The following is a 20,556-nucleotide window of genomic DNA, read 5'->3' as shown; positions in this document are numbered from 1 at the left end:
GGGAGTGGCGGGGAGGCTCCGCCGCTTGACCCGAACGGCCCGTTGGCTTTTCACGGGCCTTCCGGGTTGCCGGTTTTCGGCGGGTCCCGGCTCTAAACTGCTGTCATGGGGTCCCGCAGGGATTTCGGGGGCATCGAGGTTGGGCTGACCAACCTCGACAAGGTGCTGTACCCGGCCACCGGGACCACCAAGGGCGAGGTCATCGACTATTTCACCGCCATCGCCCCGGCCCTGCTGCCGCATATCGCGGAGCGGCCGGTGACCCGCAAGCGCTGGCCGAACGGCGTGGACGAGCAGTCGTTCTTCGAGAAGAACCTGGCCGAGCACGCGCCGAAGTGGTTGGCGCGGCGCACCGTTCAGCATTCCGATCGGCCGGTCACGTATCCGCTCATCGACTCCGTCGCGGGCATGGCCTGGCTCGGGCAGCAGGCGGCCCTGGAATTGCATGTGCCGCAATGGTGTTTCGACGGCCCCGAGGTCGGCGACATCACCCGGCTGGTCTTCGACCTGGATCCCGGACCGGGCGCCGGGCTGGCGCAATGCGCCGAGGTCGCGCTCATCCTGCGCGACGTGGTCCGCGAGGTGGGCCTGCAGGCGTTCCCGGTCACCAGCGGCTCCAAGGGCATTCACATCTACGTCCCGCTGGACCGCAGGCTCGGTCCGAACGGGGCGTCGGCCGTGGCCAAGCAGGTCGCCACCAACCTGCAGCAACTGCGCCCCGAGCTGGTCACGGCCACCATGGCCAAAACGGCGCGCGAGGGCAAGGTGTTCCTGGACTGGAGCCAGAACAATCCGGCCAAGACCACCATCGCGCCGTACTCGCTGCGCGGCCGCGCTCAGCCCTGGGTGGCCGCGCCCCGGTCCTGGGCGGAGATCGAGAAACCGAAGAAGCTGCGGCACTTGACCTTCGACGAGGTCCTGCGCCGCTTCGAGGACCAGGGCGACCTGCTCGACGGACTCGACGACGCGGTGCCGCGACCGGATCGGCTCGACGCCTACCGATCCCTGCGCGACCCGGGCCGCACCCCAGAACCGGTGCCCCCGGGCCCGCCCGCGGACGGGCCGGGCGATCGTTTCGTCGTGCAGGAGCATCACGCCCGCCGCCTGCACTGGGACGTCCGGCTGGAACGTGACGGCGTGCTCGCCTCCTGGGCCGTGCCCAAGGGCCCGCCCACCGACACCGGCGAGAACCGGCTGGCCGTGCACACCGAGGACCATCCCATCGAGTACCTCACCTTCCACGGGACCATCCCGAAGGGCGAGTACGGCGGCGGCGAGATGACCATCTGGGATTCCGGCACCTACGAGACCGAGAAGTGGCGCGACGACGAGGTCATCGTGTGGCTGCGCGGGCAGCGGCTGACCGGGCGGTACGCGCTCATCCAGACCAACGGCAACCAGTGGCTCATGCACCTGATGAAGGATCAGACCCCGCCGGGCGGCAATGGGCAGGAAGGCGCGGGGGCGCAGGCGGTCTCGACGCCGCGGACGCCCGCGCCCATGCCGCGCGGCGTCATGCCGATGCTGGCCACCGCCGGTGACGTGACCACGCTCGACGCCGAACAGTGGGCGTTCGAGACCAAATGGGACGGGTTCCGGCTGATCGCCGAGATCGAGGACGGCGCGGTGACCCTGCACAGCCGCGCCGGGCACGTCGTCACCGGGAAGTACCCCGGCCTGGCCGTGCTCGGCGAGGAACTGTCCGGCCACTCCGCGGTGCTCGACGGCGAGGCGGTGGTCTTCGACGATCACGGCGGCGCGAATCTCGGCCTGCTGCGCGCGGATTCGGGCCGCGCGGTCTTCCTGGCCTTCGATCTGCTGTACCTGGACGGCACCTCGCTGATCCGCAAACGCTACGACGATCGGCGGCGTGTGCTGGAAGCCCTTGCCGGGCAGGCGCGTTCGCTGATCGTGCCGGCGCGGTTGCCGGGGTCCGGCGCGGACGCCCTGCGCTACAGCCAGGAGCACGGCATGGAGGGCGTGGTCGCGAAGCGGCGCGACTCGGTCTATCTCCCGGGCCGGCGCGGCCAGTCCTGGATCAAGACCCGCAATTGGCGGACCCTGTCCGTGGTGATCGGCGGCTACCGGCGTTCGGCGGCGCGGCAGTTCGCGTCCCTGCTGGTCGGCGTCCCGCATCAGGGCGAGCTGTACTACCTGGGCCGGGTCGGCACCGGTTTCGGCGAGCGGGAGATGAGCGATCTCGCCGACCGCCTGCGCCGGCTGGAACGCAAGACCAGCCCGTTCGACAACGAACTCACCGCCGACGAGCGCCGCGACGCGGTCTGGGTGACGCCGAAGCTCACGGGCACGGTCCGCTTCCAGAACTGGACCGAGACCGGACGCCTGTGGCATCCGGCCTGGATCCCCGGCTCCGACTAGCTCGACTTCTCCAGCAACGGGATCAGGCTGTCGGAGTCGGTGACGATGGCGTGCCCCTGGAATTCGAAGTCCTCCCAGGCGCGCTGCTTGCCGGGCTCGTCGCGCCCGCCGACTCCGTCGCGGACGACGACCGGCACGAAGCCCAGATCGGTGGAGTGGCTCACCGTCGGCGCGATCCCGATCTCCAGCGCGACGCCGACGATGGCGTAGGACCCGATCCCGAGGTCACGCAGCGTCGAGGCGAGCGGGGTGCCCTCGAACGCCGACATCGACGTCTTGTCGAAGACGACCTCGCCCTGCTGCGGCTGCAGTTCCGGCACCAGCTGGAAGCCCGGGGTGTCGCGCTGCAGGATCGGGACCACGTCGTCGATGGAGTCCTTGCCCTGCCAGGTCATGGCCATCCGCATGGCGAAACTGCCCATGAGCCGCTTGGGCAGGAAGAAGTGCCGCAGGAAGATGACCGGGTAGCCGCCGCGCCGGGCGGCCTCGACCACGCGCACGACGCGCTCGGTGATCGCCGGGCCGTCGTCGAGCTGGCCCAGCACTCCGGCCTGCATGTCGTAGACGATGACCGCCATCTTGTCCGGTGCGCACACATCCTCGAGCGTCTCCGGAATCTTCACACCGTTGCCGCGCCGCATAAGCCCTCCGCAATCGCATTCTGCCCCACCCTCTTTCGCCACCCTACGCCTGTGCGGAACGGCGCCGGACGGTCAGGCGGCCGCGGCGCGGGCGGGCTTGGGCGCGGGGACGAGCCCGAACCGGACCAGGCTGTCGGCGGTGTCCAGCAAGGAGTCGGCGACCGGGCGCATGGTCCAGTTCAGTTCGCGGCGGGCCTTGTCCGCGCTGACGGTCTCCTTGCGGCCGAGGTAGCGGACGGCGGTGCGGGCGTCGGCGTTGAAGGCGGCGCTCAACCGGACCAGCCAGTCGGGCAGGGCGCGGGTGGGGACCTGGTAGCGGCTCGCGAGTAGGCGGGCCATCTCGGGGAAGGCGATGCTGTCGCCCGCGCAGATGTACCGGTTGCCGGCGGCGCCGGGGGTTTCCATGGCGAGGCGGTGGGCGACGGCGAGGTCGCGCACATCGACGGTGGCGAAGTTGAGGCGCGGCACGCCGGGCATGCCCCCGGCGAGCAGGGCGCGGATGCCGTCCACGGAGGTGCCCGCCTCGGCGCGCAGCACGGGCCCGATGATCATGCCCGGATTGATCACGGCCAGTTCGAGTTCCGGGTGTTCGGCGGCGAAATCCCAGGCGGCGCGCTCGGCCAGGGTCTTGCTCTTCGGGTAGGCCTCGCAGGCCGCGAGGTCGGACCAGTCGGCCTCGGTGAGCAGGCGGCCCTCGTGCCCGGCCTGGATGGCGGCGATCGAGGAGGTGACCACGACGCGTTCGACGCCGCCGGCGGCGGCCGCGCGCAGCACCCGCAGGGTGCCGTCGACGGCCGGGCGGATCAGGTCGTCCTCGTGCGCGGGGGCGTCGGAGGGGAAGGGCGACGCGGTGTGCAGCACGTATCGGCAGCCCGCGACGGCCGCCGCCCAGCCCGCGTCCGCGCCGAGGTCGGCTTCGACCAGTTCGATGCCGGGCAGCAGTGCGGCCACGTCGGCGGCGCGGGCGGCCGAGCGGACCGTGCCGCGCACTCGATAGCCCTGGCCGAGCAATTCCTGGATGACATGCCCCGCGACATACCCCGAAGCACCGGTGACGAGAACGAGATCGGACATCTCCGACTCCAATCTGAGCAGTGTTTAGAATCTGAACAATGTATAGATTGCGAGGCCGCGCGCCGTCAACCCCTTACGCTCATGCCATGCCGCCGACCAAGGACCGCTATCACCACGGAGACCTCCGCGAGGAACTACTGCGCGCCTCCCTGCGGCTGATCGAGTCCGAGGGCCTGGCCGCGGTAAGCCTGCGCAAGGTGGCCCGCACCGCCGGCGTCAGCCCCGGCGCGCCCTACCACCACTTCGCCGATCGCGCCGCGCTGATGTCCGCCCTCGCCGCGCGTGGCTTCGAAATCCTCGGCGCCGCAATGACATCCGCCCGCGACGCCGCCCCCGATCCGCGCGCCGCCCTGATCGCCATGGCCGACGGCTACGTCGCCTTCGCCCGCGACCACGCCGCCTACTTCCGCATCATGTTCCGCCCCGAACTCTCCCAGCCGGACAAACACCCCGACACCGAAGCCGCCGGCGACGCCGCCTACGCCGTCCTCGTCGACGCCGTCACCGCCGCCGCCGACTCCGGCTTCCTCCCCGCCACCGACACCGAAACCACCACCCTGGCCTGGTGGTCCCTCGCCCACGGCATGGCCTCCCTCACCGTCGACGGCAAATTCGCCCTCCGCGCCACCCAGTCCGGCACCACCCCGGAGGCCCTGACCGACCGCATCACCCGCATCTTCGCCGACCTCATCGACCGGAGCTGAATCCCGTCCCGCCGGATTGTGGGGGTGGTGCCCGGACTCTGTGGAGATGTTGAGAGGTCTGCGGGGGTCGGGGCCCGGACACGGCAGACTGGTAGACGTGACCGATTCGTACCGGATTCGCGGCGGCCTGGCCGGGCCCGTCGGCGTGGCGCAGGCCGGAAGAACCGAGGGGCCGCCGCTGCCGCACGGCGCGTTGCGGCCCATCGAGCTGGCGGCCGGAGCCGTGCTGGGCGGAGCCACGGTGGGGCTGGTGACCCTCGGGTCGCTGGTGCCGTTCGCGGCGGTGCTGCAGTTGGTGGCCGCCGTGCCCATGGGACTGCTCGCGCATCGGCATCGATTCCGGGCGCAGCTGGCGACCACCATCGCGGGCACGCTGGTGACGTTCGTGGCGGCGGGTCTGCTGCCCGCGGAGAACCTGGTCGGCGTCGCCGTCATCGGCGGCATCATCGGGACGGTGAAACGGCGGCGCGGCGGGCTGCCCGCGGTGGTGGCGTTGTCGGCCCTGGCCGGGTCCGTCATGGCGACGCTCACGATCGGGATGCTGCTGGTGTTCTCGCGGTCGCGGAACCTGCTGTTCGACAGCATCCGGAACTCCGCGAAGGGATTGGAAAGTATTGCGGCGAAGCAGGACGCGCTGAAGCCGATCGGGCGGGCCATCGCCGGTTACACCGACACCATCCTGCACTGGTGGTGGGCGTTCGTGGGCGGCGGAATCATTGCCGCGATGCTGGTCAGCGGCGTGTTCTCGTGGTTCGTGCTCGGGCGGGTGCTGGATCGGCTGGCCTGGCTGCCGGGGCGGGACAGCCTGCTCGACGCGCCGGACGATCCGCGACCGGTCGCCCCGCTGCCGGTTACCTTGCGCGGCGTCACCTTCCGCTATCCGGGAGCCCGCGCGGATGCCCTGCACGGCATCGATCTGACCGTCGATGTCGGCGAGTTCGTGGCGGTGGTCGGGCACAACGGGTCCGGAAAGTCCACGCTCACCAGGATTCTCGCGGGCCGTCCGCCCACCTCCGGAACGGTGACCCGCCCGGGCGCGGCGGGCCTCGGCGTGCGCGGCGGCACCGCGATGGTGTTGCAGCGACCCGAGAGCCAGACCCTGGGTGTCCTCGTCGCGGACGACGTCGTGTGGGGTCTGCCCACCGAGGACGCGGCGGCCGTGGACATCGACGGACTGCTCGCCGAGGTCGGATTGACCGGCATGGGCGGGCGCGAGACCGCCACCCTGTCCGGCGGCCAGCAGCAGCGACTCGCCGTCGCCGCCGCCCTGGCCCGGCGGCCCACCCTGCTCATCGCCGACGAGGCGACCTCCATGATCGACCCCGAAGGCCGCCGCGACCTGGTCGCACTGCTGGCCCGGCTGCCCCGCCGCCACCCCATGGCCGTCGTGCTGGTGACCCACCACGAAGCCGACGCGTCCGCGGCCGACCGGGTGATCCATCTCGAACAGGGCCGCTCGGTCGCGCACCTGCCAGCCTGGCCGCGTCCGGCCGGCGACCCGCGACGTCGGCCGATGGGCGAACCCGTTCTCGAGTTGACCGGCGTCGGCCACACCTACAACCGCGGCACCCCGTGGGAAGCGCCCGCCGTGCACGATGTCGACCTCAGCGTCCGGCGTGGCGAGGCCCTGCTCATCGTGGGCGGCAACGGGTCCGGTAAATCGACACTCGCGTGGATCATGGCCGGGCTGACCGTGCCCACCGCGGGCACCTGCACCCTGCGCGAACCCATGGGCACGACCCACCCGGTGCACAAGCGAATCGGGGCCGTGCAGCTGGCTTTCCAGCATTCCCGCCTGCAGCTGCAGCGCCAGGACGTGGGCGAGGAGATCGAGGACTGGGGTGGCCGCGGCAGTTACGCGGTGGCCCGCGCCCTCGACGAGGTCGGCCTGGACCGGAGCCTGGCCACCCGATCGATCGAGGAACTCAGCGGCGGCCAGGCCAAACGCGTGGTGCTGGCGGCCATCGTGGCCGGCCACCCGCACGTGGTGGTGCTCGACGAGCCGCTTGCCGGACTGGACCCCGAAGGCCGCGCGGGAGTGGTGGAACTGCTTGCCCGCCTGCGTGATTCGGGTCTGACCCTGATCGTCATCTCGCACGACGTGGCCGATATGGCCGCCGTCTGCGACCGCACCGTCCACCTGCGCGACGGCCGGCTCGTCGAGAACACCACCGCCGCGGCGCGGTACGCGCACGATTTCACCGGAGGTCTCCGATGAGCAGTGTCGTCCTCCGTGAGGTCCCCGTCGACAGCCCCGTGCATCGACTGTGGGCCGGTACCAAGATGATCGCCGTCTTCGCGATCAGCCTGCTGCTCATGTTCATCCCGTCGTGGGCGCTGCTCGGGGTGGCGGCCGCGTTCCTGATCGCGGTCTTCCTGCTGGCCCGCCTGCCGCTGGGCACGCTGCCGCGTTTCCCGTGGCTGCTCTGGCTGGGCATCGCGATCGGCGCGGCCATCAACGCGCCGGTCGGTTCGTCCGCGCTGCTGCGGTACGCGCAGGTGATCGTGTTCGGATTCCTGCTGCTGGGGGCGTCGTTCCTGGTCGCCTGGACGACTCCGATGGGTGAGATCGCGCCCGCGCTGGCCCGGCTCGGCGCGCCGCTGAAGCGGATCGGCTGGACCCGCAACGGTGTTCGCCACTCGGTGCCCGTCGACGAGTGGGCGGTGGTCGTGGCGCTGACGCTGCGCGGCCTGCCGCTGCTGCTCGAGGAGATGCGCCTGCTGCGGGCGGCGCGGCGGCTGCGGCCCAAGGATTCGCTGCTGCACCGTGCCGCCGAGAATCCGCTGGTCGACATTCTGACCGCGAGCATGGCCGTCTCCAGCCGCCGCGCGGGCGAGCTCGGCGAGGCCATCACGACCCGCGGCGGCACGGGAGAGTTGACCGCCCGGCCCAGCTCGCCGGGACGCGCCGATGCGGTGGCGCTTCTGGTGGTGGGTTTGGTGTGTGCGCTCGGAATCGTCGTGGAACTGGTCATATAGGACGACGCGGCCCGAAAATTATCAAGGTTGTCGGCATCGCACGTTACCGTGAGGCGCGTAGAACGCGTTGCTGAACAGCAACCGGGCTCAGGGCGGACGCACAGGGGGGAATTCTTCAACCTGAGCTGTGTGTTGCCACAAAAACCTGATGAAGATTGGAAGACCCATGATGCTGCGCAAGATCACCGCCGTCGCCGCGCCGGTAGTCACGGCCGTCGCCATCGCCGGAGCCGGTGTGGCCCACGCCGACGCCACGGTGCCCGATATCGGTTACCAGACCCAGCTGGTCGGCAACACCGTCGTCACCACCCTCACCGGCGGCACCTTCGAGCTGTCCGGCGGCGCCGTCGATATCAAGGACTCCTCCGGCGCGACCGTGCTCGAGCTGCCGCTGTCCTTCGTGCAGGACGGTTTGAGCTACCCGGTGCCCGCCACCGTGAGCGAGGGCGGCACCGTACTGAACATGACCGCTGTCAAGGATGTCGCGGCGGCCACGCCGGTGCTGCAGCCGGTGGCCTCGCTGGCCGAGAACCAGCTGGCCATGCAGACCTTCGCCAGCCAGTTCGGCATCGCCACCGCCATCGGCAGCTTCGTCGGCCTGGCGGTGGGCGGCGCCATCGGGCTGATCGGATTCCTCGGCGGCGCTTTCGGTTTCGCGACCGTGCCGCTGGCGGCCACCGTCGGCGCGATCATCGGCACCCTGGTGGTCGGCGGCCCGGCGCTGGTCGTCGCGGGCGTGGACCTGATCAGCACGCTGACCGCCGCGCCCGGCTCCACCAAGTGGGCTCAGCAGCCGACCGCGTAGGACTCCGGCCGCCGGGTGCGCCGTGCCTCAGCGCACGATGCACCCGGCGGTGACCGGCTCGCCCGCGAAGCGGTCGGCCAGAAAGTTCATGGCGCCCCAGGCTTCCACCACCGCCGCGGGGTTGTGGCCGGGGATGCCCGAGTGCACGGCGGTGAGGGTTGCGCCCAGCGCGCAGTAGCGGTCGACGAGATCGCTGAAGCCTCGAGACGGGATCACGTCGTCGGAATCGCTGTGGTACAGGTACAGCGGCACATCCGGCGCCCAGCCGCCCAGTTCCTGGCGATCGGTGACGGACCGGAAGGCCTGGCTGCCGAGAATGTCCGGGATCGCCGAGTAGTCGTCGATGTGCCGGAACGCGTGGTGGGCCACGAGATCGCTTCCGCAGGAAGCGGATTCCTGGTCGATCAGCGCACGGCCGCTGTCGTTGAGCGAGTCCGCCAGGCCGGGATCGTTGCGGGTCATGGCGATCAGGATCAGCACGCCCAGCCCGGCCTGCACGCTGCCGTCCACGCCGCGGGCGATGGCGGGGATGTCGGCGGGGACGCCGCCGGAGCTCACCCCGGAGAACCGGAGCTCGGGCGCGTAGCCCGCCCGCAACTGCATGGCCCACAAGGTCGCGAAGGCCCCGCCGGAATAGCCCCAGGCCCCGAGCGGGCTGGCGTCGGTGATGCCGAGTGGCACAAAGGCTTTGGCGGCGCGTACGCCATCCAGGACGGCGTGGCCGGAGTTGATTCCGTCGAAGAATCGGGACTGCGCGCCTTCGTAATCGGACACCACCACCGCCCAGCCGCGACGCAGCGCCTCGGTCAGGAACGGCACGTCGAGCAGGGTGTTGGTGATCGCGAGGTCGCGGCCCCCGCCCAGTGCGAACGATGGGGCGCACCGGGTTCCGAGACTGTCCTCGGCAATCTGATACGACAGCAAGGGGCGATCCCCGGGCCCGGTCCACGGGGTGAGCGGAGCCATCACCGTGGCCACGTCGGCGGCGGCCTGCCCGGCGGCATCGGTGGTGCGGTATCGCACCTGCCAGCCCGCGACCGGCAGCGGCAGCCCCAGGACGGCGATCGGCCGGGAGTCGAGAATCATCCCGTTTCCGTACTCTCCCAGGTCGATTGGCGTCGAATAGAAGGGGTCGGCGTCGGGAACCGGAAGCTCGGCTCTGGCGCCGGGCCCGGCGATCGCCATCGCCAATAGGGCTGTCGCGCCGATCAGCCCGATCCGCCACCCCGATCCGAACCATGCGCCATCCCGCCGCATCACGCCTCCAGCGTCGAACTTCCCGACGCTCCGGACACCACGGACCCGCTGTTCGCGCCCGATCACTCCGGCGCATCGGAGATCCACAAGGTACTGCCGCCGTCCGACCCGGTCAATGGCGTCCCGCGCGCCGTAACTACGGCGTTGCGCGGTTTCGCACACGAAAAGATATATCCAGCAAGAAGTCCAGCTCTTTACAACTGGATCTACCGTTTGCATGCCAGTTGCCGCCATGCTCGACCAATGCTGCGCCGCCTCCTCGCCCTCTACATCGGACTCTGGCTCTACGGCCTCTCCATGGCCGTCATGATCCGCGCCGCCCTCGGCCTGGACCCCTGGGACGTCTTCCATCAGGGCGTCGCCGACCATGTCCCGCTGAGCTTCGGCACGGTGGTCGCGATCACCGGTGCGGCGGTCCTCCTGGCGTGGATTCCCTTGCGCCAGTGGCCAGGTCTGGGCACGGTCAGCAATGTCGTGGTCATCGGCGTCTCGGTGGACGCCGGCCTCTGGCTGCTGCCGGAGTTGCCCGGCCTGCCGCTCCGGATCGCGGCGATGGGCGCGGCCGTAATCCTCAATGCGGTGGCGACGGTTCTCTATATCGGCGCGGGGATGGGTCCGGGTCCGCGTGATGGCCTGATGACTGGCCTGGTTCGCCGAACGGGCCGACCGGTTTGGGTCGTGCGGACAGGGTTGGAGGCGACCGTATTGTCCGTAGGTTGGCTGCTCGGTGGCAGCGTCGGCGTCGGCACCCTGGTGTACGCGTTCGGCATCGGCCCACTGATCCAGCTCATGATCCCGTTCGTGGACCGCTACCTGCCGGGCTTCCACGAGGCGGAACTCGCGCCCGAAGCGGAGCCGGACACTCGGGAGGAGTTGGCCATCTGAGGGCGGTGTCCGAACTACTGGAATTCGGGTGGCTGGGAACCGACCTGGGTGAAGGTGTAGTCGGGGAGGTGGAGGTCGCGGGTGCGGCGGCGGTAGCTGCGGGTGGTGCCGGGCCAGTTGTTGGTGATCCGGCCGGAGGCGGTGCGGTACCAGCTGGTGCAGAAGTTCCAGGGGGTGCGGGCCAGGCGGTGCTGGAGGGCGTCGTTGTAGGCGCGTTCGGGGTCGGGGCGGACTTCGAGGTAGGTGCGGGGGCGTTCGCCGAGGAGCTGCAGGGCGCGGCGGATGTAGCGGGTCTGGGATTCGATCATGTAGATGATGGAGCCGACGCCGAGGTTGGTGTTGGGGCCGTAGACCAGGAACAGGTTGGGGAATTCGGGGACGGTGATGCCGAGGTAGGCGTGCGCTCCACCGTCCCAGGCGTCCTCCAGGTTGCGGCCGCTGCGGCCGCGAATCTTCATGGGCCACAGGAATTCCGTGCCCTTGAAACCGGTGCCGTAGATGATCACATCGGCCTCGTGCAGCGTGCCGTCGGCGGTGCGGATGCCTTCGGGGACGATCTCACTGATAGCGGTGGTCTCCACGGTGACATTGGGTTCGCACAGCGCCGGGTAGTAGTCGTTGGAGAACAGCGCGCGTTTGCAGCCGATCGGAAAGTCGGGGGTGAGCTTGGCGCGCAGCGCCGGATCGGCGACCTGCTCCTCGAGGTGATTCTCCGCGATCCGGGACACGAACCGCGCGATTCCGGGGAACTCGACCAGGCCCAGCGCCAGGAATTCGGCCAGCAGCCACCACGAGAGCCGTTCGGCCACCGGCATTCCCGGTACCGCGACCAGCACCCGCTGATGCACCGGCTTGTAGTCGGTGTCGAATTTGGGCAGCACCCAGGCCGCGGTGCGCTGGAACACCGTCAGGTGCGCGGCCTGCGGCTGGATCTCGGGAACGTACTGGATGGCGCTGGCGCCGGTCCCGATGCAGGCCACCCGTTTGCCGGCCAACTTCACGTCGTGATCCCACTGCGCCGAGTGGAAGGATTCCCCGGCGAACCGTTCGATCCCGGGTATCGGCGGCATCGCCGGTCGCGACAGCTGCCCGACCGCCGAGATCAGCACGTCGGCGGTCCGAGCCACCCCGTCGGCGGTCCGCACCGTCCACTGGCCGGTCGCCTCGTCGAATTCCGCCTCGCTGACGTCGGCCCCGAACACGATGTGGTCGCGCAGCCCGTGCCGATCGGCGATCCCGCGCATGTACTCCCAGATGTCCTCGCGGGTCGAATACCGCTGCCGCCACCTCGGTTTGGGTTCGTGCGCGAAGGAGTACAGCGGTGACGGCACATCGCAGGCCGCTCCCGGGTAGGTGTTCTCCCGCCACACTCCGCCCAGGTCCGCGGCCCGTTCCAGAATGGTGAATTCACGGAAGCCGTTGCGTTGCAGCTCGATCGCCATGCCGAGCCCGCCGAACCCCGCGCCGATGATGATGACCTTCGGCATTGTGGTGCTCCTCACACATCGAAGACTCTTCTCAGGGTAGGAGCGCTCGTCGAATTTAGTGGGCGACCGGATCGAGAATTTCGGCCATAATCAGGCTATGGGCACGGTGCAGGAGGCGGGAATCCGGGATTGGGACTTCCCACGCGGCGTGGCGAGTGTCGCGCTCATGGTCGGTTTCGCGCGCGAACACGGGGTCCCGGCGGCGCGCATGCTGCAGGGCAGCGGGCTGAGCGAGAAGCAGCTGGCCAACCCGGACGAGCAGATCGACGCGCACACCGAGCTGGCGGTGATCCGGAATCTGGTGCGTGAGCTGGGCGCGCGCCCCAACCTCGGGCTGGAGGTGGGCCGGCGGTACCGCATCACCACGTTCGGCATCTTCGGTTTCGCCTGCGTCAGCAGCCCCACCCTGGGGGAGGCCATCGCCTTCGCCCTGCGCTACCTGGAGTTGAGCTTCACCTTCTGTATCCCGGCGGCCCGCTGGCGGCCCGGCGAGTTCGTGGCCCGGATCCACGACGAGGGCGTGCCCGCCGATGTCCGCCGCTTCCTGGTGGAGCGCGATGTCACCGCCATGCACCAGATGATGTCGGACCTCACCGGCAACCGGATCCACCTGCTGCGCGCCGACTTCGACTTCCCGGCCCCCGGCAGCCTCGACATGTACACCGAGATCTACGGCGTGACACCGACTTTCGCGGCCGAGCACAACCTGTTCACCATGGACCCGGCGGTCCTGGAACAGCCGCTGCCGCAGGCCAACGAGCACACCTGGGCCATGTGCCTGGCGCAGTGCCGCGAATTGGTGTCGCGCCGCCGCGCCCGCACCGGCATCGCCGCGGAGGTGCGGGAGCGGCTGGTGCCGCGCGGCGGACTGGACGGTTTCGCGGTGCCGCCCGGAATCGACTCGGTGGCCAGGGACCTGAACATGAGCACCCGCACCCTGCGCCGCCACCTGGACGCGGCGGGCACCAGCTACCGCCAGCTGCTGGACGAGGTGCGGCGCGCGCTGGCGGAGGAGATGCTCACCGCCACGCCGCTGTCGGTCAGCGATGTGGCGATCCGGCTCGGCTACGCGGAGGCGTCCACCTTCATCCACGCCTTCAAACGCTGGACCGCCACCACCCCGTCGGCGTACCGGCGCGGCGCGGTCAGTCCAGCGGTTCGCTGAGCCAGCCGCCCATGGCGATGGGCCGGAACATGGACAGCAGCCGGCCGTCCTCGATGGAGTGGAAGATGATCGACGGGTCGGGCGCGAAGTCGATCGGTACGTGTCCCGGTGCGGCCGTTTCCCATTCGCAGCCGATGGTGGAGGACACGCTCGGCGCGACGATCAGCGGTTTGCCCGCGAACTGGGTCATCAGCCCGGCGTGCACGTGCCCGGTGAGCACCGCGGCGATCCGGTCGTCGCCGGCCACGATCTCGGCCAGCCGTTCCGGATTGGTGAGCCGGATCGGGTCGACGACGGTGGATCGCACCGGCACCGGCGGATGGTGCATGGCGATCAGCACGGTCTGGTCGGCGGGGGTGGCGGCGAGCAGGTCGGTGAGGAAGTCGTAGGTCTCGTCCTCGAGCAGGCCCTCCGGTTTGCCGGGGATGCTGGAGTCGAGCAGGGCCAGGGTGACGCCGTCGACGCGGTAGGACTGGTTGATCGGGCCGGTGCCCTCGGTGCCGGGGAACAGGACGCTGCGCATATTGCCGCGGTCGTCGTGATTGCCGGGCAGGATCAGCACGGGCAGATCGGCGGTCAGCGCGGCGCGGGCCTGGTGGTATTCCTCCGGCTCGCCCTCGTCGGCGATGTCGCCGGTGACGATGATGGCGTCGGGTCGCCGCGGCAGCTCGGCCAGGAAGGCCATCACCCGTTCGGCGCGTTCGACATTGCGTGCGCCCATATTGAAGTGGGTGTCACTGAGCTGAGCGAGCAGAACCATCGGCGTTCGCTTTCTGTCATGGGTCGCAGCATTGCGCCCGGCTGTGCCGCCGCACCGCAGCACCTCATTCAGGCTAATTGACCTGCCCGGATGTGGTCGTGGTGAGACCCGCCACCCAATATAGCGAACGCAAATCAGTGACCCGGTGATGTGGTGCGGGCCATGAGTTCGCTTGCGCTGCTCAGCAGTTGCCGAGGGTCGTCCACCACGGTGGTGTCGCCGACGTGCCAGAAGTCCGGACCCGGCTCGGCTTCCAGTTCCAGCCGGCCCGTCGGCCGCCAGGACGCGTCCAGCGACAGCCGCCAGGAGTGCAGGTGGGTGCGGGGGAACGCGCCGGACTTGTCGAAGAGCGGGTCGCCGACGATGGGGTGGCCGATCCAGGCCAGGTGGACGCGAATCTGGTGCCGCCGCCCGGTGATCGGGCGCAATGCCAGGACGGTGCTGTCCGTGCCGCGGGCCAGCGTGGTGAATTCGGTGACCGACGGATAATTCTTGCCCGCCAGCACATCCTGGTCGTCGACGCGCCAGGTGTCGCCGTCGCGGCGGATGCTCTCGCGGGGCGCGGCGATGCGCACCCGGTTCTTGCGGCCCACGCTCAACGGCAGGTCGATGACGCCGCGGTCGGGGAGCCCGGTGGACGCGGTGACGGCCAGGTACGCCTTCGCCACGGTCCGCTTGTTGAACTGGCGGGTGAGCTGCCCGTGCGCGGGCAGCTCCCGGGCCAGCAGCACCAGGCCCGAGGTGACCTTGTCGATGCGGTGCACCGGGTAGAGCGTCTCGCCCTGCGCGGCGGCCATTTCCACGATGTCGGTGTCGTGGCGTTCACCGGTGACGGAGATCCCGGCGGGCTTGTTCAACGCCAGTACCGCCTCGTCCTCGAGGAGCAGGCACTCTTTCCGCAGTTCGGGCCACGACATCACCCGCTCCAGCGTAGCGAGGGCCAACTCCCGGGTCCGCGTCAGGCGACCGCTCTCTCCAGTTCGGCCAGGCCGTTCTCCAGATGGTCGATCATGCGATCGAGGTCCGGCACCGTGCGGCGGCAGCCGACCAGGCCGAAATCGAGGTTGTCGCCATTGGTGGTGAGCGTGATGTTCATGGCCTGCGATTCGAAGGGAATCGAGAGCGGATAGTTGGCGTCCAGCCGCGCGCCCTGCAGGTAGACCGGTTTGCGCGGTCCCGGCACATTCGAGATCACCAGGTTGAACGGCATGCGCGGCAACGCCTCGAAACCGGGTAGCAGGGAGACGCCCAGCGGCGTCATCAGCGCGGCCGACAGCAGCATCGCCTCCAGCTTCGGCAGCTGCGTGAACACCTGCTTGGCGTCGCGCATGGAGGTGCGGACCTGTTCGAGTCGCGCCACCGGGTCGGCGAGGTGGGTGCCGAGGTTCGCCAGGCAGGCCGCGACCATATTGCCCTCGGAGGTGTCGGCCTCGGCGGCATTGCGGATATTGACCGGCACCATGGCGATCAACGGCTCGTCGGGCAGCGCGTCCCGCTCGAGCAGGTAGGCGCGCAGCGCGGCGGAGCTCATGGACAGCACCACGTCGTTGACGGTGGCGCCGGTGGCCTGCCGGATGTCGTTGATCCGTTCCAGCGGCCAGGACCGCACCGCGATGCGCCGGGCCCCGCCGATGGAGGTGTTGAGCAGGGTGCGCGGCGCGGTCATGGGCAGGGTGAGCCGCCCGTCGAGGGCGCCCCGCAATGGCGCGGCGATCGATCCGCTCGCGCGCAGCAGCCGCGGCACCGCCTTCCGCGCCTGGGCCCACGGGCTTTCGGGCTCGGCGCTGTCGTCGCGCGGCACCGGCGGCGTGCCCCAGGGGACGGCGATCCGGGTGTCGAGCGGGTCGTCGGTGAGGGTGCGCTGCATCAGCCGCATGGCCGAGACGCCGTCGATGAGGGCGTGGTGCATCTTCATGTAGAGCGCGAAGCGGCCGTCGCTCAGACCCTCGATGAGGCGGCCCTCCCATAGTGGCCGGTGCCGGTCCAGCAGGATGCCGTGCAGACGCTCGGTGAGATCCAGCAGATCACTCATGCCGCCGGGCGCGGGCAGCGCGGATCGGCGCAGGTGGTAGCCGAGATCCACGGTGTCGGCATGCGACCAGGCGAGGCTGGAGAAGCCGCCCAGCAGCCGGCTGGGTTTGCGGCGGAAGCGGGTGCGGACCTGGGTGCTCGCGGCCATGGCCTCGAACAGTTCGTGGGTGTAGTCGGGGCCCGCGTCGGCGGGCGGCTCGAACAGCTGGAGGCCACCCACGTGCATGGGGTGCTCGCGGGATTCGATGGCCAGGAAGATCGCGTCGAGCGGATTGAGAAGGTCCATGGATGCCGCCTTTGCCGGGTGGGCACAACTGCCCGGAGCGGATACGGTGCGGCGACGCTGCCCCCCGCTGCGTTAACAGGAAATCAGGCTATCACTGTCTGTGATTCGGCTCTCGTTGAGACTTTGAGCAAAGTTACGGCATCACCGTCCGTCCGGGCCGCAAAGGACATGGCGACGGTGGTTCGTCGGCTGTGCGCGAACGGGTGCGCGCGATGCGGCGTGGTGTCGGTGCGGAGCGGGTGTACGCCACCGTCTGAGCGAAGCCGCCCTCGGCCGGGGGTGGGCACTCCACCACCGGATCCAGCGTGAAAGCGTAAGCGTCCCAATGTCATCGGCCGAGCGTGTCGGCGTGTCGGCGGCGGCTGACGTGGAAGCGCTCGGATTCGGGGCGGGGCAGCGGGGGTTCGGCCGCGATCACGGACAGGCTGTGCCGCAAGGGTTCACGGTCGTAGAGCTGGGGGAGGCGGGCGGTGTGGGCGGCGACGCCGTGTTGTGAACCCGCATCACGCACGCCCTTTCGGATTCGATCGTATTGCGTTGTCCGGCAACGACTGTGGAGTTGGGTTTCCGCTCGATCACGATCCGAGACGAATACCCCGCTGGACGCGCCGAATCGGCCCGATATCGCCCGCGCCCCGGGTCAGCGCGGTAGCTTGATAATTGCTATGGCGGATTACGGGCATGAGCTCAGGTTCGGCATCTTCGTCCCGCCCGATGCGGCGCGCGGGCGTGCCCTGCTGCGCCTGGTCCGGCAGGCCGACGACTCCGGGCTGGAAGTGCTGGCCGTCCAGGATCATCCGTATCAACCCGCCTTTCTCGACACCTGGACCCTGCTGTCCTATCTGGCCGGCGTCACCCGCACCCTGACCCTGATGCCCGCGGTCGCCAACCTGCCGCTGCGCCCGCCCGCGGTGCTGGCCCGCAGCGCCGCCAGCCTGGACCTGCTCAGCGGGGGCCGCGTCGAGCTGGGTCTCGGCGCGGGCGCGTTCTGGGACGCCATCGAGGCCATGGGCGGCGCCCGCCGCACCCCGGGCCAGGCCCTGAGCGCGCTGCGCGAGGCCATCGGCGTGCTGCGGGCGCTGTGGGGTGAGGCCGACCGCTCCCGCCTCCCCGGCGACTTCTACCCGCTGCGCGGCGCGAAACCCGGCCCGCGCCCGGCACATCCGATCGGCATCTGGCTCGGCGTCTACGGCCCCCGCGCGCTCCGCGTGACCGGTGAACTCGCCGACGGCTGGCTCGGCAGTGCCGCGTACGCCCCGCCTGTCACCCTCCCGGCCCGGATGGCCGCCATCGACGACGCCGCCCGATCCGCGGGCCGCATCCCCGCCCTGATCCGCCGCGCCTACGTCATCGACCCCACCATGGGCCCGGCCCAGCTCACCGATCTCGCCCTGACCCAGGGCATCAGCCAGTTCCTGCTCCCGGTCGACCCCGATGGCGAGCGTCCCACCCACCATTTCGCGGCCGAGACCGCACCTGCGGTTCGAGCGGCGGTCGCCGCGGCGCGCGCCGGGCACCCGCCTCTCTAGGGGTGCGGGGCGGACCCCCTCGAATCTCGAGGGGGTTCGGGGGCGAAGCCTCTGAGAGTTCCGAGAGTTGATCAGGCCCCGAAGAAGTGGTGGTGCATGATCTGGCGGATCGGGGAGAGCAGTCCGTCGAAGGCGACGCGGTCCGACTTCACGGTGTGCAGGCTGGCGTCACCGCGTTTGGGGTCCTCGCAGATCACCCGTAGTCGTTTGCCGCCGCGATACGCCGCGCCGAGGGTGAGGTTCACCGTCCCGTCGGCTCCGACGACCCCCCACGGCCCGCTCACGTCGTGTCCCGCGATCTGGCACTTGTTGTTCGGCTTCTCGCCGGTGACGTGCGCGGTCACCTCGCCCCGCCCCTGGATGACTGCCCGGGGTTCGCCGTGGGCGGTGGTGGCCGACCCGACGGCGAGCAGGAGGCCGAGGCTGCCGACCACGGTGACGGTGAGTACGCGGTTGCGCAGCGATCGAGACATAACACTGATATTGGACCGCGCCATATGAGCTTTTGATGATGTCGCGGCGTGAATCGCTGGTGAACAACACGCCAAACCTGGGCGGCGGCCGCTGTGAGCGTCACGGTTGCCCTGCAGTATCTTGCATTTCGATCGCTATCCGTGCCGACCGGAGTGTTTTCGGCGAAGATCTAATTGCTGTCGGTACGCTGTGCGCCGTTCTATGTGCCCCGATTGGTAGAGCTGGACGGAACCCTCCCGAGGAGGATGTGGTGACTGCGGTATCTCCAAAGCCCGAACAGGACCTCGAGGCGGTCCGGCCCTACCCGCCCCGGAAGCGCTCCAAAGGATCGTTCATCTATCAATTGGTCACCACGACCGACCCCAAGATGCTCGGTCAGATGTACCTGTTCACGTCGATCTCGTTCTTCCTGATCGGCGGTCTGATGGCGCTGCTCATGCGCGGTGAGCTGGCGCGGCCCGGCATGCAGTTCCTCTCGACGGAACAGTTCAACCAGCTGTTCACCATGCACGGCACCATCATGCTGCTGTTCTACGCCACCGCCGTGGTGTTCGCCTTCGCGAATATCATTGTGCCGCTACAGATCGGCGCGCCCGACGTCGCCTTCCCGCGACTGAACGCGCTGAGCTACTGGCTGTACCTGTTCGGCGCCAGCATGGCGACCGCCGGCTTCCTCACCCCCGGCGGCGCGGCCGACTTCGGCTGGACCGCCTACACCCCGCTGTCGGACATCGTGCACACCCCGGGCGTCGGCGGTGACCTGTGGATCCTGGGTGTCGCCGTCTCCGGTCTGGGCACCATCCTCGGTGGCGTCAACTTCATCACCACCATCGTGGTGTTGCGCTGCCCGGGTATGACCATGTTCCGGATGCCGATCTTCACCTGGAACATCCTGATCACCAGCCTGCTGATCCTGCTGGCCTTCCCGATCCTGACCTCGGCCGCGCTGGCCCTGTTCTACGACCGGCACCTGCACGGCCACATCTACGACCCGGCCAATGGCGGCAATCTGCTGTGGCAGCACCTGTTCTGGTACTTCGGCCACCCCGAGGTGTACATCATCGCGCTGCCGTTCTTCGGCATCGTCTCGGAGATCTACCCGGTCTTCAGCCGCAAGCCGATCTTCGGTTACACCACCCTGGTGTACGCGACCATCGCCATCGCGGCGCTCTCGATCGCGGTGTGGGCGCACCACATGTACGCCACGGGTGCGGTGCTGCTGCCGTACTTCTCGTTCATGACCTTCCTCATCGCGGTGCCGACCGGGGTGAAGTTCTTCAACTGGATCGGCACCATGTGGCGAGGTCAGCTCACGTTCGAGACACCCATGCTGTGGTCGCTCGGCTTCATCGTGACGTTCCTCTTCGGCGGTCTGTCGGGCGTCATCCTGGCGAGCCCGCCACTCGACTTCCATGTGTCGGACTCGTATTTCGTGGTGGCGCACTTCCATTACGTGCTGTTCGGCACCATCGCCTTCGCGACCTTCGCGGGCATCTACTTCTGGTTCCCGAAGATGTCGGGCCGCATGCTCGACGAGCGCCTGGGCAAGTGGCACTTCTGGACCACGTTCATCGGTTTCCACCTGACGTTCCTGGTGCAGCACTGGCTGGGCAACATGGGTATGCCGCGCCGCTACGCCGACTACCTGCCGAGCGACGGGTTCACCACGCTGAACACCGTCTCCACCATCGGCTCGTTCATTCTCGGGGCGTCGATGGTGCCGTTCGTCTGGAACGTCTTCAAGTCCTACCGCTACGGCGAGGTCGTGACGGTGGACGACCCGTGGGGCTACGGCAACTCGCTCGAATGGGCGACCTCCTGCCCGCCGCCGCGGCACAACTTCTACGAACTGCCCCGAATCCGTTCGGAGCGACCGGCTTTCGAGCTGCACTACCCGCACATGGTCGAGCGGATGCGCGCGGAGGCCCACGTGGGCTGGGGTTCGGGCCAGCACACGGTGCACGAGACCGAGAAGGCCTCCACCTAGCTTCCCGCACGTCGAACGCGGCGGTCGTCTTCGGACGGCCGCCGCGTTCGCATGTCAGGGCCGGGGCTGGATCACAGCGTCGGGCGCCACCGCGGCCGCGGCCTGATCGGCCG

18 protein-coding genes are annotated in these 20,556 nt (G+C 69.4%); 9 read left to right on the top strand and 9 right to left on the bottom strand.

Features of this window, described 5'->3' with window-relative positions; genetic code table 11:
• Positions 1 to 105 precede the first annotated feature (105 nt).
• Entirely contained in the window at positions 106 to 2,379 is a 2,274-nt protein-coding gene (locus ABZ382_RS16650) for an ATP-dependent DNA ligase (RefSeq protein ID WP_357089392.1), read from the top strand.
• Here the strand turns inward: ABZ382_RS16650 and ABZ382_RS16645 are convergent.
• Together ABZ382_RS16645 and ABZ382_RS16640 are read right to left on the bottom strand one after the other, a co-directional pair.
• The gene (locus ABZ382_RS16645; RefSeq protein WP_357089390.1) at positions 2,376 to 3,020 is read right to left on the bottom strand and encodes an isochorismatase family cysteine hydrolase; all 645 of its coding nucleotides are present in this window, start codon (positions 3,018 to 3,020) and stop codon (positions 2,376 to 2,378) included. The two genes, ABZ382_RS16650 and ABZ382_RS16645, sit on opposite strands and share 4 nt — an antisense overlap.
• Positions 3,021 to 3,092: 72 nt before the next feature.
• Positions 3,093 to 4,094: an aldehyde reductase gene (locus ABZ382_RS16640; protein WP_357089388.1), complete on the bottom strand. Its 1,002-nt coding sequence runs from the start codon at positions 4,092 to 4,094 to the stop codon at positions 3,093 to 3,095.
• 86 nt (positions 4,095 to 4,180) lie between these two features.
• On the opposite strand from ABZ382_RS16640, the gene ABZ382_RS16635 reads away from it, so the two are divergent.
• The 4 genes from ABZ382_RS16635 (at position 4,181) to ABZ382_RS16620 (ending at position 8,582) form a co-directional block, all read left to right on the top strand.
• Positions 4,181 to 4,798, top strand: a complete 618-nt coding sequence (locus ABZ382_RS16635) for a TetR/AcrR family transcriptional regulator (protein ID WP_357089385.1) — start codon at positions 4,181 to 4,183, stop codon at positions 4,796 to 4,798.
• Between the two features lie 97 nt (positions 4,799 to 4,895).
• Positions 4,896 to 7,016 (top strand): ATP-binding cassette domain-containing protein, encoded by a 2,121-nt coding sequence (locus tag ABZ382_RS16630; RefSeq protein WP_357089382.1) that lies wholly within the window; start codon positions 4,896 to 4,898, stop codon positions 7,014 to 7,016.
• Positions 7,013 to 7,777: an energy-coupling factor transporter transmembrane protein EcfT gene (locus tag ABZ382_RS16625; RefSeq protein WP_357089379.1), complete on the top strand. Its 765-nt coding sequence runs from the start codon at positions 7,013 to 7,015 to the stop codon at positions 7,775 to 7,777. Before ABZ382_RS16630 ends, ABZ382_RS16625 begins: the two co-directional genes overlap by 4 nt.
• A gap of 148 nt (positions 7,778 to 7,925) precedes the next feature.
• Positions 7,926 to 8,582, top strand: coding sequence for an ammonium transporter (locus tag ABZ382_RS16620; RefSeq protein WP_357089377.1), 657 nt, complete (start codon positions 7,926 to 7,928; stop codon positions 8,580 to 8,582).
• A 27-nt stretch (positions 8,583 to 8,609) separates the two neighbouring features.
• Here the strand turns inward: ABZ382_RS16620 and ABZ382_RS16615 are convergent, their stop codons facing one another.
• The gene (locus tag ABZ382_RS16615; RefSeq protein WP_357089927.1) at positions 8,610 to 9,839 is read right to left on the bottom strand and encodes a lipase family protein; all 1,230 of its coding nucleotides are present in this window, start codon (positions 9,837 to 9,839) and stop codon (positions 8,610 to 8,612) included.
• 243 nt (positions 9,840 to 10,082) lie between these two features.
• Here ABZ382_RS16615 and ABZ382_RS16610 point away from each other — a divergent pair, with 243 nt between their 5' ends.
• Positions 10,083 to 10,724, top strand: a complete 642-nt coding sequence (locus tag ABZ382_RS16610; RefSeq protein ID WP_357089374.1) for a hypothetical protein — start codon at positions 10,083 to 10,085, stop codon at positions 10,722 to 10,724.
• Between the two features lie 14 nt (positions 10,725 to 10,738).
• Here the strand turns inward: ABZ382_RS16610 and ABZ382_RS16605 are convergent, their stop codons facing one another.
• A complete protein-coding gene (locus tag ABZ382_RS16605; RefSeq protein ID WP_357089372.1) occupies positions 10,739 to 12,211 on the bottom strand; it encodes an NAD(P)/FAD-dependent oxidoreductase in 1,473 nt (490 codons plus the stop codon).
• 97 nt (positions 12,212 to 12,308) lie between these two features.
• On the opposite strand from ABZ382_RS16605, the gene ABZ382_RS16600 reads away from it, so the two are divergent.
• Complete coding sequence (locus ABZ382_RS16600; protein ID WP_357089369.1) at positions 12,309 to 13,376, top strand: AraC family transcriptional regulator; 1,068 nt, start codon at positions 12,309 to 12,311, stop codon at positions 13,374 to 13,376.
• On the opposite strand, the gene ABZ382_RS16595 is transcribed toward ABZ382_RS16600, so the two are convergent.
• The 4 genes from ABZ382_RS16595 to ABZ382_RS16580 all read right to left on the bottom strand — a co-directional run bounded on the left by ABZ382_RS16595 (position 13,357) and on the right by ABZ382_RS16580 (position 16,964).
• Complete coding sequence (locus ABZ382_RS16595) at positions 13,357 to 14,136, bottom strand: metallophosphoesterase (protein ID WP_357089366.1); 780 nt, start codon at positions 14,134 to 14,136, stop codon at positions 13,357 to 13,359. The two genes, ABZ382_RS16600 and ABZ382_RS16595, sit on opposite strands and share 20 nt — an antisense overlap.
• A 134-nt stretch (positions 14,137 to 14,270) precedes the next feature.
• Entirely contained in the window at positions 14,271 to 15,053 is a 783-nt protein-coding gene (locus ABZ382_RS16590) for an RNA pseudouridine synthase (RefSeq protein ID WP_357089363.1), read from the bottom strand.
• 41 nt (positions 15,054 to 15,094) lie between these two features.
• Complete coding sequence (locus ABZ382_RS16585; RefSeq protein ID WP_357089360.1) at positions 15,095 to 16,453, bottom strand: wax ester/triacylglycerol synthase family O-acyltransferase; 1,359 nt, start codon at positions 16,451 to 16,453, stop codon at positions 15,095 to 15,097.
• Positions 16,454 to 16,781: 328 nt separating this feature from the next.
• Positions 16,782 to 16,964 (bottom strand): hypothetical protein, encoded by a 183-nt coding sequence (locus ABZ382_RS16580; RefSeq protein WP_357089357.1) that lies wholly within the window; start codon positions 16,962 to 16,964, stop codon positions 16,782 to 16,784.
• Between the two features lie 154 nt (positions 16,965 to 17,118).
• Here ABZ382_RS16580 and ABZ382_RS16575 point away from each other — a divergent pair, with 154 nt between their 5' ends.
• Entirely contained in the window at positions 17,119 to 17,982 is an 864-nt protein-coding gene (locus tag ABZ382_RS16575) for an LLM class flavin-dependent oxidoreductase (protein WP_357089354.1), read from the top strand.
• Positions 17,983 to 18,053: 71 nt separating this feature from the next.
• Here the strand turns inward: ABZ382_RS16575 and ABZ382_RS16570 are convergent, their stop codons facing one another.
• Positions 18,054 to 18,455 (bottom strand): hypothetical protein, encoded by a 402-nt coding sequence (locus tag ABZ382_RS16570; protein ID WP_357089351.1) that lies wholly within the window; start codon positions 18,453 to 18,455, stop codon positions 18,054 to 18,056.
• Positions 18,456 to 18,706: 251 nt separating this feature from the next.
• Between ABZ382_RS16570 and ctaD the strand changes: the two genes are divergently transcribed.
• The gene (gene ctaD, locus ABZ382_RS16565) at positions 18,707 to 20,443 is read left to right on the top strand and encodes a cytochrome c oxidase subunit I (RefSeq protein WP_357089350.1); all 1,737 of its coding nucleotides are present in this window, start codon (positions 18,707 to 18,709) and stop codon (positions 20,441 to 20,443) included.
• Positions 20,444 to 20,556: the final 113 nt, after the last annotated feature.

It is taken from the genome of Nocardia sp. NPDC005825 (assembly GCF_040630175.1).
GTDB lineage: Bacteria > Actinomycetota > Actinomycetes > Mycobacteriales > Mycobacteriaceae > Nocardia.
This window is presented reverse-complemented; position numbering and strand designations above follow the sequence as displayed.